Origin of the sequence: Kribbella sp. NPDC023972 (genome assembly GCF_040639075.1) — a bacterium.
Lineage (GTDB): Bacteria > Actinomycetota > Actinomycetes > Propionibacteriales > Kribbellaceae > Kribbella.
In genome coordinates, this window is the sequence record NZ_JBEZZH010000009.1 from 30,292 (window position 1) to 47,412 (window position 17,121).

Sequence of the window (17,121 nt, forward strand, 5' to 3'; positions counted from 1 at the left end):
AAGACGCCAGCGACCACACGGCCAGCGACTGGGAGACGGCAGCTACCGGGCTCAAGTCGCCGTGGGTTGGTGGGGGAGGCGGACTGAGACCGTGGTCTCGCCGGGGTGGGAGGTGATGGTGATGGTGCCGCCGTGGTGTTCGGTGATGATGCGTTGGGCGATGTCCAGGCCCAAGCCGGTGCCCTTGCCGACGTCCTTGGTGGTGTAGAAGGGCTCGAAGGCCCGGGCGACGACCTCCGGCGACATGCCTGGTCCGGTGTCGGTGAACTCGACCACGATCCGGTCGCCCTCGGCCCGGGTGGTGATCCGCAAGGTGCCGGTGCCGTCCATCGCGTCGACCGCGTTGTCGATCAGGTTCGTCCACACCTGGTTCAGTTCACCGGCGTACGCGTCGATCCGGGGTACGTCGGCGCCGTACGCGCGGATCACCTCGATCCCGTCGCGGAGTTTGTGGCCGAGCATCACCAACGTGCTCTCGATGCCTTCGGTGACGTCGATCGTCTGGATCGAGCCGCGGTCCATCTGAGAGTACGAGCGCACCGCGGCGACGAGCTCGGAGATCCGCCGGGTCGACTCCTTCACCTCGCCGAGCAAAGTCGACGTTGCGAGCGTGCTCGCGACCCACTCGAGTCCCGGCTCCAAAGCGTCGCCCAGGACCGACTCGGCCCGTTCACACCACTCAAGAGTTGCTCCGGCGGCGGCCAGTGGCGGCGCGATCAGCCAGTCCCGCTCGATGTCGTGCCGATCCAGCCATTCCGAGATCGTGTTCTCGGCGTCGGCCAGGTCGACCGGATCCGGAGCCGTCGTATCCGACGAAGCCACCTCGACCCGCAGCTTGTCCAGCGCGCTGAACTGAGCGGCCGTGATCTCGCCCTCGGCGAGCCGGGCCAGCGCGGACAGCAGCGACGTACAAGCAGTGTCGAGGGCGCTGACCGAGCGGGCGGCCGCGGCGGCGGGGTTGTTGATCTCGTGCGCCAACCCGGCCGACAGCGTGCCCAGGGTGATCAGCGCGTCCCGCTGCCGCGCTGCCGACTCGATCGCGCGCGCGGTCCCGTACACGCCCTTGATCAGATGCCCGCCGAGTGGGAACCAGTCGTCGATCCGCTCGCGCAGTACGTCGGCCGGCACCCGGAGCACTCGCCCTTCGGCGATTCCACGGCCGGAGGCGAGGTAGACGCCGTGCTCGTCCCAGGCCCGGAACCCGCCGGCCCACCGGCCGGGTACGTCGATCTTGCCCATCACGGTGTCCTCGCGCCCGATCTTGCGGTGCAGCGCGATCGCACCGTCGACGAGCACCCACCAGAAGTCGGCCGGCTCGCCTTCGTGGAACAAGCTGGCACCCGGCTCGATCGGGACCTCGGTACTGCCGTCGATCAGCTCGCCCAGTTGCTCGTCGGTCAGTCCGGCGAAGAGCGGGATCCCGCGCAGGTCGGAGATGTTCATCAGACGGTCGCCAGGTAGCGGTGGACGAGGTAGACCGACATCGCGCCTTCGCCGACGGCGGACGCGACGCGTTTCATCGAGTCGAGCCGGACGTCGCCGGCCGCGAACACCCCCGGCAGGCTCGTCTCCAACGCGTACGGCGGTCGTGTCAGCGGCCAGCGATCCATCGCGACCAGCTCCGGCCCGGTGACGATGAAGCCCTTGCCGTCACGGACCAGCGTGTCACCCAGCCACTCGGTCCGCGGCGAAGCACCGACGAAGACGAACAACCAGCTCGCCTGCACTTCCTCGATCCGGCCCGAGGCCCGGTCGGCGAGTGTCAGCGACTCGAGATGCCCATCGCCACCACAACCGGTGACCACCGTGCGGCAGCGGACCTCGATGTTCGCGGCGGCGGTGATCTTGTCGACGAGGTAGCGCGACATCGACGTCGTCATGGTCTCGCCACGGACCAGGAGCACGACCCGCTTGGCGAAGCGGGCCAGGTTCAGGGCCGCCTGACCCGCTGAGTTCGCGGCACCGACGACGTACACCTCGTCGCCCTGGCACTGACTCGCCTCGCTGGCCGTGGCTCCGTAGTACACACCGCGGCCGGTGAGGTCGGCGAGTCCGTTGACGTCAAGGCTCCGGTACGAGACGCCGGTCGCGATGATCACTGAACGAGCCTCGATCTCGCCGGATCCCTCCAGCAGTACGGCGTGCACCGGTCCGCGCGACTCGAGTCCGACGACGCCTCGCGCCAGCACCATCTCGGCACCGAAGCGGGAGGCTTGCGCCACTGCCCGGGCGGCGAGGTCGGAGCCCGTCAGGCCGCGGGGAAATCCGAGGTAGTTCTCGATCGCCGCGCTCAACCCGGCCTGTCCGCCGGGTGCCTCGCGCTCGACGATGACCGTGCTCAACCCCTCGGACGCCGCGTAGACGGCTGCGGCCAGTCCCGCGGGACCGCCTCCGACGATGCACACGTCGTACAGCGGCTGCTCGGCGCGGGTCCGCAGGCCGAGGGCGGAGGCCAGGTCGACTGTGGAGGGGCAGCGGAGGGTGTCGCCCTCGGGGACGAGGACCAGCGGAAGATCGTTGTCTGTGGCATCGGCCAGGTCGCGCAGCCGTTGCCCCTCGGCGTCGCGCTCGACGTCGTACCAGCGATAGGGGACGTGGTTGCGGGCCAGGAAGGTCTTGATGTCGTGGGCGCGGTCGGACCAGCGGTTCCCGACCACGCGGACGTCGGAGGTGTGCTCGGGGTTCGCTTGCTGCCAGTCGCCGAGCAGGTCGTCGACGACGGGGAACAATTGGTCTTCCGGCGGGTCCCAGGGCTTGAGCAGGTAGTAGTCCAGGCCGATGTCGTTGATCGCCTTGATCGCGACCTCGGTGTCGGCGTACGCGGTGAGCAACAGATACTTCGCGGTCGGTGCCTGTTCCCGGGCGCGTTCGAGCAGTTCGATGCCGGTCATCCCTGGCATCCGCTGGTCGGTGGCGATCAGGGCGATCGGCTGGTTACGCAAGGCGAGTCTGGTCAGTGCAGCCAGGGCCTGCTCACCCGATGTCGCCTTCACGACAAGGTATTCGGCGCCGTACCGCCGGCGCAGGTCACGGGAGATGGCGGCCGAGACCATCGGGTCGTCGTCGACAGAGAGAATCGCTGGTTTGCTCACGCGGTGCCCCCCACAGCAGTGAACTGTCAGCCCAGCATGACACGACAGCCTCTAGTCGTCGATGAGCGCGCGCAGCGTCTCGCGCTCCGGCTCGGGGACGTAGCCGGCGTAGTAGTCGTACATGTTCTGCCGGGCGAGCCGGGCGGCCGCGTGACCGTCACCGGCCCGGATCGCCTTGACCACCTCGGCGTGGTGCTGCAGCGATTCGAGCATCAGGGCACGACTGTTCTGGGCGTGCGCGATCTTGTCCGAGATCAGGGTGAGTACGACGCCGCGGACGACGTCGTTGCAGGTTTGGATCAGCGAGTTGCGGCTGATCCGCGCGATCACGTCGTGGAAGGCCAGGTCGGCCTCGCTGAACGCCTCGAAGTCGACGTCGATCGCGGCCCGCATGGCCACCAGCGTCTCTTCCATCTCGGCCAGCTCCTCGGGGGTGCGGAGCCGGGACGCGACCTGGATCGCGGCGCCGTCCATGATCATCCGGAAGCCGATCAGCTCGCTCAGCGTCAGCTCGTCCACCCGCGCCAGCCGGACCATCTGCTTGCGCAGCGCGGTCTGGGAGAACGGCAGGATCTCCGGCCCGTTCGGGTCACCGGGCCGCGACCGGACCACGCCGTTGCTCTCCAGCACCCGCAACGCCTCACGCACCGTCGACCGGCTGACCGCGAACTGCGCGACCAGCTCGCGCTCACTCGGCAACCGCTGACCGGGCGCCAGGTCACCCCGGGCGAGCGCCTCCTCGACCTGCTCGACGATCCGCTGGTACGCGCGGACTGGCTGCACCGGCTGGAATCGCGGATTTTTGGTCATTCCGGAGCACCCCAATCGCTTGACAGACCCCTGCGTAGCGATAAAACCTAGTGGACCACTGACACCTAGTCCACTGGTCGGACCAGTTACAGCCGTACGGCGGAGCGCGCCGGATCGGCATGGCCCCGGCCGGCGGACTCCGCACAGATCGCCAGAATGCGGCGAGGACAGCCGGCAGCACTGGAGGAGTTCGCATGAAGTCCCAGTTCATCAAACGCAGGCTGCCGAGCCGGGCGATCGCGGTCCTTGCCTCCGCGGCACTCCTGGTCCTGACCGGCTGCTCGGCCGGTTCGAGTACGACGCCCGGCAGTTCGCCCGGCGGCGATCAGTCCCTGTCGATCGGCCTGGTCGCGGAGCCGGCCAGCCTCGACTTCACCACCACCGATGGTGCCGCGATCCCGCAGGCGCTGCTGGGCAACGTGTACGAGCGCCTGGTCAAGCAGGACGACTCCGGCAAGATCGTGCCGGCCCTGGCGAAGTCGTGGACGGTCTCGCCGGACCGCAAGAACTACACCTTCGACCTGGTCGACAACGCCAAGTTCACCAACGGCAAGCCGTTCACCGCGGCCGACGCGGTGTTCAGCATCAACCGGGTGAAGTCGGCCTGGACGACGTCGCTGGCCGCCGCGATGGACGTCGTACAGGAAGCGAAGGCGCTGTCGCCGACGCAGTTGCAGGTCACCTTGACCAAGCCGAGCAACGGCTGGCTGTTCCGGATGACGACCCGGATCGGTGCGATGTTCTCCGAGACCGGGGTGAGCGCGCTGGCCACGGCGCCGATCGGGACGGGGCCGTTCAAGTTCTCGAAGTGGAACCGCGGCGACTCGATCGTGCTGCAGCGCAACGACGACTACTGGGGCGAGAAGCCGTACTTCAACCAGATCACGCTGAAGTACTTCAAGGACCCGACCGCGCTGAACAACGCGCTGCTCACCGGGACCATCAACGTGATCGGCACCGTGCAGGCGCCGGAGGCGCTCAGCCAGTTCACCAGCAACGACAAGTACCAGGTGATCGAGGGGACGACGAACGGCGAGGTGCTGCTGTCGTTCAACAACTCCGAGCCGATCTTCAAGGACATCCGGACCCGGCAGGCGATCCGGATGGCGATCGACCACAAGGCCCTGCTGGACACCTGCTGGGCCGGCCGGGGCAAGCTGATCGGCAGCATGGTCCCGCCGACCGACCCGTGGTACGAGGATCTGACCGGGGTCGCGCCGTTCGACCTGGCCAAGGCGAAGTCGTTGCTGCAGGCATCGGGTGCCGCGGGCAAGACGCTGCGGTTGAGGCTGCCCACCCTTCCGTACGCGATCTCCTGCGGCCAGGTGGTGAAGAGCCAGCTGGAGCAGGCCGGGCTGAAGGTCGCGATCGACCAGCAGGAGTTCCCGGCGCAGTGGCTGACCACGGTGCTGAAGAACGCCGACTACGACATGTCGATCATCGCGCACGTCGAGCCGCGCGACCTGGGTACGGTCTTCAGCCCGAAGTACTACACCCGGTACGACGACCCGACCCTGCAGCAGCACCTGGCCGCGGCGGACGCGGGTGACGAGGCGGCGCAGGTCGACAACATGAAGAAGGCGGCCCGGCGGATCTCCGAGCAGGCCGCGGCCGACTGGCTCTTCCTGCTGCCGAACCTGATGGTCGCGGACAAGAACGTCACCGGGCTGCCGCAGAACGCGATCACCGAGAACTTCGACCTGACCAAGCTGGCCCGCTCCTGAGGACTGACCGATGATTCTCCGCCTGATCGAGCGCACCGCGGTGCTGCTGGTCAGCCTTGCGGTCAGTTCGGTGCTCGTGTTCGGGTTCCTGGCGGTGCTGCCCGGGGACCCGGCCCGGGTCGCCCTCGGCGTCAACGCGTCCGACCAGGCCGTCGCGGAACTGCGCCGCCAGTTCGGTCTCGACCGGCCGCTGCCGACGCAGTACTTCGACTGGCTCGGCGGACTGCTTCGCGGCGACTTCGGCACGTCGTACGTGTCGAAGGCCGAGATCGGGCCGCAGATCGTCGACCGGTTCCAGGTGACGTTGTGGCTGGTGGTCGCCGGCATGATCATCGCGCTGGTGGTCGCGGCGCCGGCCGGCACGGTGATGGCGGCACGGCACCGCAAGATCTCCGGATTGGCGCTGTCCGCGATCTCCCAGGTGGGCGTCGCCGTACCGGCGTTCCTCGCGGGCATCCTGCTGATCATGGTGTTCGCGGTGAAGCTCGGCTGGCTGCCCGCGAACGGCTGGACACCGCCGGCGCAGGATCCGGGGATGTTCCTGCGGCAGTTGGTGATGCCGGCGTTGTCGCTCGGCCTGGTGCAGGGCGCCGTACTGACTCGCTACGTGCGCAGTGCGGTGCTCGACGTACTGCGGGAGGACTACCTGCGGACCGCCCGGGCCAAAGGGCTCCGACCGTTTCCGGCGTTGTGGCGGCATGGCATCCGCAACGCAGCGGTCCCGGTCGTGACGGTGCTCGGTCTGCAGCTCGCGACCTTGCTGATCGGCGCGGTCGTGGTCGAGCGCGTGTTCGTCGTTCCCGGGCTCGGCAGCCTGCTGCTGGACGGTGTGTCGAACCGCGACCTGCTTCTCGTCCAGGACGTCGTGATGGTCCTGGTGTTCGCCGTACTGCTGGTGAACTTCCTGGTCGATCTCCTGTACGTCGCGCTGGATCCGCGGCTGAGGGTGGGGTCACGATGAGGCGGCTGAATCCGAGCCTGATCGCCGGCGGCGTGATCGTCGGGCTGATCGTGGTGATGGCGCTGGTCTCGTTCGTCTGGACGCCGTACGACGCCACCTTCGTCGACCCGGCGGTCCGGTTGGCCCAGCCGTCGTGGGACCACTGGTTCGGGACCGACAAGTTCGGCCGGGACCTGCTCAGCCAGATCATGGTCGGGTCGCGGACCACGCTGTTCGTCGGTGTGGTCGCGGTCGGCGTGGCCGCGGTGATCGGCGTACCGCTGGGGATCCTGGCCGCGATGGCGCGGCGGTGGCCGAGCGAGATCATCATGCGGACCAACGACCTGCTGCTCGCGTTCCCGGCGTTGTTGCTGGCCATCATGTTCGGTGCGGTGTTCGGGGCCAGCACGCTGACCGCGATGGTCGCGATCGGCATCGCCTCGGTGCCGAACTTCGCCCGGGTGATCCGGAGCGGGGCGATGCAGGTGATGCGGACCGAGTACGTGCTCGCGGCCCGGGCAGCCGGGCGACGGCCGTTCCCGATCGCCCTACGACACGTGCTGCCGAACGTGACCAGCCTGATCACCGTGCAGGCGTCGGTGTCGTTCGCGATCGCGGTGCTGGCCGAGGCGGCACTGTCGTTCCTCGGCTACGGCACACCGCCACCGACGCCCTCGTGGGGGCGGATGCTGCAGGAGAGCCAGGAGTTCCTGTTCAGCGCGCCGCGGCTGGCGATCTTCCCGGGCGTGGCGATCGCGATCGCCGTACTGGGTTTCAACCTGCTGGGCGACGGGCTCCGCGACCGGTTCGACCCGAAACTGGAGGACCGCCGATGAGCGAGCGGAGCGAGTTCATGATCAAGCACAGCGCGCCTCGTGTCTCATCCGCGCCCGGAGCGAAGCGAGGACGTGGATGAGCGACGCCCTGGCTGAGTCGCCCGTCCGGACGGCGACAAGCGACGTACTGACCGTTCGCGGGCTGACCGTGACGGTGCGGGACAAGACGCTCGTGTCCGATGTGGATCTGACCGTCGGGCCGGGGGAGCGGGTGGGGCTGATCGGCGAGTCCGGATCGGGGAAGTCGCTGACCGCATTGAGCGTGCTCGGACTGCTGCCCGAGGACGTGATCGCGTCCGGGTCGGTCCGGGTGACCGGAGTCGATCATGAGTTGATCGGTGCGGACGAACGCCGGATGTCGCGAGTGCGGGGACGGCAGTTGGCGATGGTCTTCCAGGAGCCGATGACCGCGCTGAACCCGACGATGCGCATCGGCGACCAGATCGCGGAAGCCATGCTCATCCACCGGACGCGTCCAGGCCGGGGCGCCGCCCGGGCAGCGGCGATCGAGTTGCTCGAGCGGGTGCAGTTGCCGACCGAGACGATGCGCGCGTACCCACACCAACTCTCCGGCGGCCAACGGCAACGAGTCGTACTGGCGCTTGCCCTGGCCAACGATCCCGCACTGCTGATCTGCGACGAGCCGACCACCGCGCTCGACGTGACCGTGCAGGCGCTCGTCCTGGACTTGATCGTCAAGGGCGTGGTCGCGCGTGAGGCCGCCTTGCTGTTCATCACCCACGACCTCGCCGTCGTCGCGACCGTGTGCGAGCGCGTCCTGGTCATGTACGGCGGCCGCGTGGTCGAGTCCGGGCCGGTCAATGAGGTGTTCACCCGGCCACGTCATCGCTACACCGAGGGATTGCTCGCGGCGTCCGACCTCGAAACGTCTGAACGGCGGCTGACCACGATCCCGGGCAACGTGCCGTCGGCCGGCCAGTTCCCGTCCGGGTGCGTGTTCCGCACCCGCTGCCGCCACGCCACCGACGTCTGCGCCACCACTCCGGAGTGGGAAGGCATTCCAGCCACGGGCTTCGCCTGCCATCACCCCGCGGAGGTTGCGCATGTCTGATCACGAGCCGGACGCACCGCCCGCCATCCAGTTGATCGATGTCGTGCGCAACTACACCCGCCCGCGTACGTCGTTGCTCCGCGCGGCTCCCGTCGTCCACGCGTTGCGCGGTGTGAACCTGGAGGTCAAGGAGGGCGAGCGGTTCGGCATCGTGGGCGAGTCGGGCTGCGGCAAGTCGACGCTGCTCCGGATCATCGCGGCGCTCGATCATCCGACCTCCGGTCATGTCGTTGTCGAAGGCACCGACATCACCCGGCTGCCGGAACGCCGGCTGCGGTTCCTGCGCAAGAACCTCCAGCTCGTCTTCCAGGACCCGATGAGCTCACTCGACCCGCGCATGCGCGTCCGCGACATCATCGCCGAACCTCTTGTCGTTCAAGGACATCCGGCCTCCGGCCAGCGCGTCCGCGAGCTGCTCGAAGCGGTCGGGCTGTCGGCCGACGCGGGCGACCGGTATCCGCACCAGTTCTCCGGCGGCCAACGGCAGCGCATCTCGATCGCGCGTGCCCTGGCCCCGCGTCCGCGCATCCTGGTCGCGGACGAGCCGGTCAGCGCGCTCGACGTCTCGGTCCGCGCCCAGGTGCTCAATCTCATCTCGGATCTCGTCGACGAGCTGAACCTCACGCTGGTGTTCGTCTCCCACGACCTGTCGGTCGTGAAGCACGTCTGCGACCGGGTCGCCGTGATGAACGCCGGCCAGATCGTCGAGACCGGCTTCACCGGTGACGTGTACGCCGCGCCGCAGCACCCCTACACCCGGAGCCTTGTCTCGGCCATCCCCACCCTGCACAGAGCGTTGTCCGGAGCAACCACCACCGACCTCCTCGCAGCGAAGGGAGAACCCGGATGAAGTACCCAGCCGGCCTACCGATCGGAGAGACCTGGGTCGAGGCACCGGCCACCGAGCCGGTGATCTTCCCGTACGACGGTTCGACGGTGACGGACGCTCCCGTCGGAAACGTGGACCTGGCCCGGCGGGCGCTCGACCTCGCCCTCGCCGTTCGCGACACAGTCGGCCGGCTGCCGTCGTACGTACGCCGGAAGGCCTTGCAGAGCGTGCATGCCACGATCTCGGCCGAGCGTGACGCGTTCGTCGACCTGCTCGTGCTGGAGACCGGGAAGCCGCTGGTGGACTGCCGGGTCGAGGTCGATCGCACCTTGTTGACCTTGGAGACGTCGGCCGAGGAGGTCGCTCGGCTGCACGGGGAGACGGTGCCGCTCGATTTGCTGCCGAGTGGCGACGGGCTGGTCGGGTTCTGGGTGCGGAAGCCGATCGGTGTCGTGGTCGGGATCACCGGGTTCAACTATCCGTTGCTGCTGGCATCGCACAAGATCGCGCCGGCGCTCGCCGCCGGTTGCCCGGTGATCGTCAAACCCGCGCCGCAGACGCCGCTCGCGACGTTGTGGCTCGTGCATCTCATCCGTTCGGCCCTGCTCGAGGCCGGTGCGCCGGAATCCGCCGTCCAGCTGGTGACCGGGGGAGCGGACGTGGGCGCTGTGCTGACGACGGACCGGCGGATCGGCGCGGTGTCGTTCACCGGCTCGGCCGCGGTCGGTCACCAGATCGCCCGGGACGCGGCGCCGACGAAGGTACTCCTCGAGCTCGGGTCGAACTCGGCGCTGATCGTTGCCGAGGATGCCGATCTCGACGCGGCCGCGGACGCGATCATCCGCGGCGGGTACTACGCGTCCGGTCAGGCGTGCATCTCGGTGCAGCGAGTCGTTGCCGTCGAGAGCGTTCGAGCCGCGCTGCTCGCGAAGCTGGACGAGCGGCTGCCGTCGGTGGTGGTCGGTGATCCGCGCGATCCGTCCACGCGGGTGTCGGCGCTGATCGACCCCAAGTCGACGGCCCGGGTCCGCGAGTGGATCGACGCATCGGTGGCGTCCGGTGCCAAGGTCGCCTACTCGGACGACGGGGAACTCGTGGGGCCGACCGTGCTGACGGATGTGCCGTCCGGTCAGCTTGCCTGGGACGAGGAGATCTTCGGGCCAGTGGTCGCGGTCCGGTCGGTGCCGGACCTCGAGACCGCGTACGCGACGGTCAACGCGTCCCGATACGGGCTGCACGCAAGTGTGTTCACGTCCTCGCTCGACACCGCGTTCACCGCGATCGACCGGCTCGACGTCGGCGGCGTGGTGATCAACGAGGTGCCGGGGTTCCGCTCCGACGTGATGCCGTACGGCGGCGTCAAGGACTCCGGCATCGGCAGGGAGGGACCGCGCTTCGCGATCGAGGAACTGACCACGACCCGGATGGCCATCATCCGCCCGAGGACTTGATCATGCCCAAGGGGGAAGCATGACGGACTACACCAAGCTGTTCCGGCTGGACGGCAAACACGCGCTGGTGATCGGCGCCGGCAGCGGCATCGGCCGCGAAAGCGCCCTGGCGCTGGCCGCCCACGGCGCCCACGTCACCTGCGCCGACCGCGACCTCGCCGCCGCCAAGGAAACAGCCGCTGCCGGCGGACTCCCGTCGTACGAACTGGATGTGCTGGATGACGAGGCGGTCGAACGGGCGGTGAGTGAGCTCCGGCCGGTCGACGTACTCGTGTTCACCGCGGCGACGAACGTGCGCAAGCGGATCCTCGACTACACCGGGGAAGAGTTCGACCGGGTCGTGAACCTCAACCTGCGAGCGTCGTTCCAGCTGATCCGTGCCTTCGGCAAGCAGATGGCCGAGCGCGGGGGCGGCAGCATCATCGGGTTCAGCTCGATCCGGGGTACGACGGTGGAGCCCGGCCAGTCGGTGTACGCGGCAACCAAGGCCGGGCTGGTGCAGCTGCTCCGGACCGCCGCCGCCGAGCTCGGGCCCAACGGCGTACGCGCGAACGCGATCGCACCCGGCGTCGTCGAGACCCCGCTGACCGCGCAGATCAAGGCGAACAAGGCCTGGTACGACGCCTACGCGCAGAAGGGCGCGCTGGGTCGCTGGGCCCGCCCGGACGAGCTCGCCGGGGCGGTCGTCTACCTCGCCTCCGACGCCGCCAGCTTCGTCACCGGCAGCGTGATCGCGGTCGACGGCGGCTGGACCGCGGTCGACGGCCGCTTCGACCCACCCAACTGAGGGAGCCTGCATGAACGAGCGGAGCGAGTTCATCATCGAGCACAGTGTCGTTCGTGCCTCATGGGCGCCCGGAGCGAAGCGAGGACGCGCATGAGCTCCGCCGACTTGACCGCGACTGAGTTGTTGTCGAAGTTCCGCGACGGAACGCTGTCACCCGTCGAGGTGATCGAGGATGTGCTCGCCCGGGTCGAGGAGCTCGAGCCGCGGATCTGCGCGACGTACGCGCTCGATCCGGCCGGCGCTCGGGCCGCCGCCCGCGAGTCGGAACGCCGCTGGCGTGATGGGTCGGCCGGGGTGCTGGACGGCGTACCGGCGACGGTCAAGGAGAACATCGCGACCCGGGGCACTCCGGTGCCACAAGGTACGGCGGCGACCGAGCTGGTCCCGGCTGCCGAGGACGCGCCGGCCGCGGCCCGGCTCCGCGAGGCCGGCGCGGTGATCTTCAGCAAGACGACGATGCCGGAGTACGGGATGCTCTCGTCCGGTGTCTCGACGTTCCATCCCCTCACCCGCAACCCGTGGGATCTGTCGAAGACGGCCGGCGGGTCGAGCGCCGGTGCCGCCGCGGCCGCCGCGGCTGGTTACGGGCCGTTGCACCTCGGAACCGACATCGGCGGCTCGATCCGGCTGCCGGCCGGCTGGTGTGGTGTCGTCGGCATCAAGCCCACCCACGGACGAGTGGCGGTCGGCAACCCGTACCCGGGGCGGGCGATCGGTCCGCTGACACGTACGGCGGCCGACGCGGCGCTCGCGCTGTCGGTGATGTCCGGGTACGACGCACGCGACCACACCTCGTTGCGGGCTGTGGACGAGGCGTACACCGAGGAGGTGACCGTCCAGGGCCTCCGTGTGGCACTCCTGCTCGATGCCGGCCTCGGCCTCCCGGTCGATCCCGAAGTGACCGCGGCCGTGTCGTCGGCGGCCGCCGTACTCGAGAAGGGCGGGGCGACCGTCGAGCCGATCGCACCGATCATCACCCGCGAGATGCTCGACGGGCTGGACCGCTTCTGGCGGGTCCGGTCGGCCGCGGACATCGCCGCGTTGCCGGAGGATCGGCGGGCCAAGGTCCTTCCCGAGATCCGCGCCTGGGTTGCGACGGCCAGTGAGCTGTCCGGGTTCGACGTGTTCCACGGTTACAGCCAGATGGGTGCGATGGCTCTGGCCGTCAGCACGGTCTTCCAGTCGTACGACGTGATCCTCTCGCCGGTCACACCGATCACGGCCTTCCCGGCGGAGCTGGCCTACCCGACCGACGATCCGTCGAAGCCGTTCGAGCACATCGCGTTCACGGTGCCGTACAACATGTCCCAGCACCCGGCGACCACGGTGAACGTCGGCTGGTCGGCGTCAGGGCTTCCGATCGGCGCGCAGCTCGCCGTACCGCACCATCAGGACCTGACCGCGCTCGGATTGGCGGCGTACCTGGACAGTCAGCAGGCGGAGCGGAGAGACTGGCCGACGGGATGAGGCATCGGTCTGATGGACGGCTGGGACGAGGTGACGCCGCCCCGCGCTGACCAACCACAGCGTGGGTTGATCTCGCACTGCTACCGGATGCTCGGCTCCATCACCGAAGCCCAAGAGGTCGCCGCGCGGACCGACAGCCTGGCCGCAGCCACCTTGGCCTGTCTGCCGCTGGCCGCGTCCCGCCCGCTCCCGACCGACCTGGCCGCCGCGAGCAACGACCCCGAGGGCGAACTCCACCAACGCCCCGAGGTCCTCTGGCTCGAACCGATCCCCGACGACCTCGCCGACGACCGGCCCATCGACCTCGAGTACGTCGCCGCGCTCCAGCGCCTCCCCGCACCCGAGCGCGCCGCCGTGATCCTGCACGACCTCGAAGGCTGGTCGCCGGACCGGATCACCGACCTCGTCGGTCCCGTCTCCCCGGTCCACCTCAGCTCGCGGGAGGGCCCGCCACCGGATCCGGTCCTGCTCGCCCGCTACCAGGAGGCCTTCGAGCAGTACGACGTACCGGCCATCGTCGAGTTCTTCACCGACGACACGATCTGGGAGATGCCGCCGTTCACCTCATGGTTCCGCGGCGCCCGCAACATCGGCCGGCTCATCTCCACCCACTGCCCGGCCAAGGAGGCCGGCGACCAGATCCTGGTCCCACTCAAAGCCAACGGCCAGCCCGGCTTCGCCGTCTACATGCGCGACCCGGCCGACGACATCCACCGAGCCTTCCAGATCCAGGTCCTCACCCTCACCGCCACCGGCATCATGCACGCCGTCGCCTTCTTCGACCTGACCCTCTTCGAAACCTTCAACCTCCCCGACCTCCTCACCACCCTCCCCAAGAACCCCTACGAGCCCCAGCCAAGCCTCCACCTCGGCCGCGCCGACAAACACCACGAGTGAGAGGGCTACCCGACAGCCGCTTCGAATTTGGCGATCGCCTTGCGTGCCAGTTGCAGCGCGGTCGCATCGGGGAGGTCCGGGCCGTAAGCCCAGTCGAGTGCATGGTCGCCGCGCACGGCGTACAGGTGGTACTGGACGAGATCCTGACCTGGCTCGGGGAAAGTAACCCGCACGGCTATGCCGTCGGTGAGGCCGGGAACTGCAAGCCGCGTGGCATCGATGGTCATCGACCCCCGCCTACCTTTGGCGCAGCGTGAAGCGTGCGCAGTGAGGCACGGCATCGCCCACCTGCCGCACGAGCGGCACAGGTCGCGGCCAGGTCGTGATCGTCTCGCCGATCGATCGGTCCAGAGGTGTGGACGTGAAGGAGGCTTTGACTTCTGCCAACGGTGTGCCGTGCTGTTCCAGCGGGTGCCGTCAGTAGTCGCCGTAGACCTGGACCTTGGTGCCGATGGGGGTCTCGTTGAAGATCTGGCTGATTTCGGGGCGGGGGACGCGGACGCAGCTGTGGCTGGCGGGGTACGGCTTGACCAGCGAGTTGACTCGGGAGCCGTGCAGCGCGATGCCGGGGCGGTCGCGGAGGAAGTAGAGCGAGTCGTACATGTACGCCTCGGGGTAGAGGCTGCTCTCGTGCGCGCCGGCCCACTTGCGCCAGACCTTGCCGGTGCGGTTCGGGGTTTCGTGGCCGGGGGCACCGGTCGAGACCCAGACGATCCGCTTGTAGGCCTTGCCGACGATCTGGTACGCGACCTGGCAGGTCTTGTTGACGTAGATCCCGGGCTCACGGGTCGGCGTCGGCTTCCTGGTTGCGTTGAGCACCGAGTACGCGTCGGCCAGGCTGAGGCCCTTGCGGCTGACCGGCATCCCGTGCGTCTCACGCCACGCACACAACGCCTGCTTCGCCCGGACGGTGATGTCACCGTCGACGTCGCCGACCGGATACCCGAGCTTGTCGAGCTGGCGCTCCACCCGCAGTGCGTAGTACTGCGGATTCTGCTTCACCTTGGGCTTTGGCTTTGTCGTCGTTGTCGGCTTGGCGGTCGGCGTCGGGCTCGGAGTGCTGGACGGGGTCGTGCTGGTGGCCGGCGTACTCGACGACGACGTACTCGACGATGGGGTAGCGGCTGGACCGGACTCAGTGGCGGCTACATCGGAACAGCCGACCAGAGCGAACGACAGTACGACGGCACCGGCTACCAAACCACGTCGACGAGACACGATTCCCCTCTCCCTCAGCATTGTCAGAGTCGCAGAACCATGTCGTTCGAGCCTGCAACGAAACGCCGAGACTATTGCTCCGAGGGTTCCCCAGACGTGTCGTTGCCCGGACCCGTCACCGAACCGTTGTCGACCACGGGTCCCGGGTCGTCCCGCAACCTGCTGTACAGGTACCCATCCCGGTACTTGCCGGCCCGGAACTCCGCGGCCCGGATCACTCCCTCGAGCCGGAATCCCGCCTTCTCCAACGACTTCTGCTCGGTGATGTTCTCCGGATGCGTCCCGGCCTGGATCCGTTGCACCGGCGTGTGCTCGAACAGGTAGTCGGTCAGGATCAGTCCAGCCCGATCAGCCCCGGCTCAACCGCAAACTGCCGGAACATCCCCAGATCTCCCGCAACCACCGGCCGCAGCTCAACGCGCATTGCGTCGGCCTAGGCGGCCAGCTGGCTGGGTGTGACAACTACCGCTGCGTGCGCCGGCTTAGAGCCCGAGGTGCGCCGGGGAGCTACAGCCCGAGGTCGCGGAGGAATTCCGGCTTGTACGCCTGGATCACGACGTACCGCGGGTCCGGCACCTCGACACCGGCGTTCTTCGCCGCGTCGCTGGCGGCATCGTGCTCGCCGACCGGCACGCTGGGATCCGTCCACTCCTGCTCAGCCGGATTCCATCGCGTCACCGTGTACTTGGCGGCGAGGTCGTCCTCCGCGACGACGTCCTTGACCGTCCGCTCGGCCTCCAGAGCGTCCTCGAGGCTGTGCGTGTAGAGCAACATCCGGTTCCCGTCCCGGGTCACCGTCACCTGGCTGCCCAGCCGCTTCCGCGCGTCGTCGTCCAAGTCCAACGCCCGCAGCCGCTCCCAGAACGACAGCCCGTGCTCATCGCTGCCGAGCTCGACCTCAACCCGAAACTCCTCATCCGCCATGCCGCTCACCCTACCGATCTCACCAGCCCCTCCGTCTGCCTGGGCCTCGAGAATTCCCGGCCCCTCCGTTGGCCTGGGCCCTGAGAGTTGCGACAGGAGAATCGTATTGCTTCGATCGACTACAGTTCTTAGTCATGGAGCTGAGGCACTTGGAGCACTTTGTCGCGGTGGCCGAGCAGAAGCACTTCACCCGGGCCGCCGAGGCGATGTCGATCTCGCAGTCCGGCCTGTCCGCCTCGATCCGTGCGCTCGAGCGTGAGCTCCGCGCCTCGCTCTTCGTCCGCAACACCCGCAGCGTCGAGCTCACCGAGGCCGGACGCGCTCTGCTGTGCGAAGGACGCCGTACTCTCGCCGCCGCCGAAGCCGCCAAGGACGCGGTCGCCGCGGTCCAGGGTCTGCTCCGCGGTCACCTCACCGTCGGGCTCGAGCAGTGTCTCGGGGCGGTCGACGTACCGGCGTTGCTGGCCAAGTTCCGCTCCGCGTACCCCGGTGTCGAGATCGAAGTACGCCAGGGCGGCTCCACCCCGATGCTCGACGAACTCGCCTCCGGCCGCCTCGACGTCGCCTTCGTCGCCACCGCCGGCGACCCGGTCGACGGCCTCGACCTCCGGCCGCTCTCGCGGGAGTCAATGGTCCTCGTCTGCGCCCCCGACCACCGGTTGGCCTCGGCGTCCGCGGTCTCGCTGGCCGACCTCACGGGGGAGTCCTTCGTCGACTTCGACCCGACCTGGGGCGCCCGCGCCATCTCCGACCGAGCCTTCGCCACCGCCGGCGTCGCCCACCCCGTCACCATCGAGGTCAACGACGTACACACGCTGCTCGCTTTGGTCGCCCACAACCTGGGCGTAGCTCTCGTCCCCGAACGCATCGCCGCCAAGCGCGGCGACCACGCCACGGTCCCGTTGGTGCCCGGCAGCGCCTCCGACTGGCAGGTCGCAGTAGCCGTCCCCACCAGCCCCTCCGCCTCGCTGGCCGCCGACGCCCTCATCGGCATGCTCCCCACCACCGCGGTCCACGCCTAGTACGACGTACGCGCGCCGTCTACCAGGGTGGACGTAGCCCGGCGCACGCGCG

The 17,121-nt window shown here is 68.7% G+C and carries 17 protein-coding genes; 10 read left to right on the top strand and 7 right to left on the bottom strand.

Translation table 11 applies throughout. The features are described from left to right. Positions 1–51: 51 nt before the first annotated feature. Genes AB0F43_RS29665 through AB0F43_RS29675 form a run of 3 tightly spaced genes read right to left on the bottom strand, consistent with a single transcriptional unit; the run spans position 52 to position 3,902 of the window. Entirely contained in the window at positions 52–1,443 is a 1,392-nt protein-coding gene (locus AB0F43_RS29665) for an ATP-binding protein (protein ID WP_360484017.1), read from the bottom strand. Continuing rightward, entirely contained in the window at positions 1,443–3,092 is a 1,650-nt protein-coding gene (locus AB0F43_RS29670; RefSeq protein ID WP_360484020.1) for an FAD-dependent oxidoreductase, read from the bottom strand. Before AB0F43_RS29670 ends, AB0F43_RS29665 begins: the two co-directional genes overlap by 1 nt. A gap of 51 nt (positions 3,093–3,143) precedes the next feature. Then, a complete protein-coding gene (locus AB0F43_RS29675) occupies positions 3,144–3,902 on the bottom strand; it encodes a FadR/GntR family transcriptional regulator (RefSeq protein ID WP_360484023.1) in 759 nt (252 codons plus the stop codon). Positions 3,903–4,096: 194 nt separating this feature from the next. Between AB0F43_RS29675 and AB0F43_RS29680 the strand changes: the two genes are divergently transcribed. The 9 genes from AB0F43_RS29680 (at position 4,097) to AB0F43_RS29720 (ending at position 13,905) form a co-directional block, all read left to right on the top strand. After that, entirely contained in the window at positions 4,097–5,626 is a 1,530-nt protein-coding gene (locus tag AB0F43_RS29680) for an ABC transporter substrate-binding protein (protein ID WP_360484026.1), read from the top strand. 10 nt (positions 5,627–5,636) lie between these two features. Then, on the top strand, positions 5,637–6,587 hold the full coding sequence (locus tag AB0F43_RS29685) for an ABC transporter permease (protein ID WP_360484029.1): 951 nt from the start codon (positions 5,637–5,639) through the stop codon (positions 6,585–6,587). Next, positions 6,584–7,402 carry an ABC transporter permease gene (locus AB0F43_RS29690; RefSeq protein WP_360484032.1) on the top strand — a complete coding sequence of 273 codons (819 nt, stop codon included), beginning with the start codon at positions 6,584–6,586 and terminating at the stop codon, positions 7,400–7,402. Before AB0F43_RS29685 ends, AB0F43_RS29690 begins: the two co-directional genes overlap by 4 nt. A gap of 76 nt (positions 7,403–7,478) precedes the next feature. Next, positions 7,479–8,474 carry an ABC transporter ATP-binding protein gene (locus AB0F43_RS29695; RefSeq protein ID WP_360484035.1) on the top strand — a complete coding sequence of 332 codons (996 nt, stop codon included), beginning with the start codon at positions 7,479–7,481 and terminating at the stop codon, positions 8,472–8,474. Then, on the top strand, positions 8,467–9,324 hold the full coding sequence (locus AB0F43_RS29700; protein WP_360484038.1) for an ATP-binding cassette domain-containing protein: 858 nt from the start codon (positions 8,467–8,469) through the stop codon (positions 9,322–9,324). The genes AB0F43_RS29695 and AB0F43_RS29700 overlap by 8 nt, the downstream gene beginning before the upstream one ends. Further along, a complete protein-coding gene (locus tag AB0F43_RS29705; protein WP_360484041.1) occupies positions 9,321–10,754 on the top strand; it encodes an aldehyde dehydrogenase family protein in 1,434 nt (477 codons plus the stop codon). Before AB0F43_RS29700 ends, AB0F43_RS29705 begins: the two co-directional genes overlap by 4 nt. A 19-nt stretch (positions 10,755–10,773) precedes the next feature. Continuing rightward, positions 10,774–11,541, top strand: a complete 768-nt coding sequence (locus tag AB0F43_RS29710; RefSeq protein WP_360484043.1) for an SDR family oxidoreductase — start codon at positions 10,774–10,776, stop codon at positions 11,539–11,541. A 90-nt stretch (positions 11,542–11,631) separates the two neighbouring features. Then, positions 11,632–13,008: an amidase gene (locus tag AB0F43_RS29715; RefSeq protein ID WP_360484046.1), complete on the top strand. Its 1,377-nt coding sequence runs from the start codon at positions 11,632–11,634 to the stop codon at positions 13,006–13,008. Between the two features lie 12 nt (positions 13,009–13,020). After that, positions 13,021–13,905: a hypothetical protein gene (locus AB0F43_RS29720; RefSeq protein WP_360484049.1), complete on the top strand. Its 885-nt coding sequence runs from the start codon at positions 13,021–13,023 to the stop codon at positions 13,903–13,905. Between the two features lie 5 nt (positions 13,906–13,910). Here AB0F43_RS29720 and AB0F43_RS29725 read toward each other — a convergent pair whose 3' ends face one another. From AB0F43_RS29725 to AB0F43_RS29740, 4 genes are all read right to left on the bottom strand, one after another. Continuing rightward, positions 13,911–14,132 carry a hypothetical protein gene (locus AB0F43_RS29725; protein ID WP_360484053.1) on the bottom strand — a complete coding sequence of 74 codons (222 nt, stop codon included), beginning with the start codon at positions 14,130–14,132 and terminating at the stop codon, positions 13,911–13,913. A 190-nt stretch (positions 14,133–14,322) separates the two neighbouring features. Then, a complete protein-coding gene (locus tag AB0F43_RS29730) occupies positions 14,323–15,123 on the bottom strand; it encodes a L,D-transpeptidase (protein ID WP_360484056.1) in 801 nt (266 codons plus the stop codon). 71 nt (positions 15,124–15,194) lie between these two features. Further along, positions 15,195–15,425 carry a GNAT family protein gene (locus AB0F43_RS29735; RefSeq protein ID WP_360484059.1) on the bottom strand — a complete coding sequence of 77 codons (231 nt, stop codon included), beginning with the start codon at positions 15,423–15,425 and terminating at the stop codon, positions 15,195–15,197. A 205-nt stretch (positions 15,426–15,630) separates the two neighbouring features. Further along, positions 15,631–16,047, bottom strand: a complete 417-nt coding sequence (locus AB0F43_RS29740; protein WP_360484061.1) for a hypothetical protein — start codon at positions 16,045–16,047, stop codon at positions 15,631–15,633. Positions 16,048–16,181: 134 nt separating this feature from the next. Between AB0F43_RS29740 and AB0F43_RS29745 the strand changes: the two genes are divergently transcribed. Further along, positions 16,182–17,069 (top strand): LysR family transcriptional regulator, encoded by an 888-nt coding sequence (locus AB0F43_RS29745; protein ID WP_360484064.1) that lies wholly within the window; start codon positions 16,182–16,184, stop codon positions 17,067–17,069. Positions 17,070–17,121: the final 52 nt, after the last annotated feature.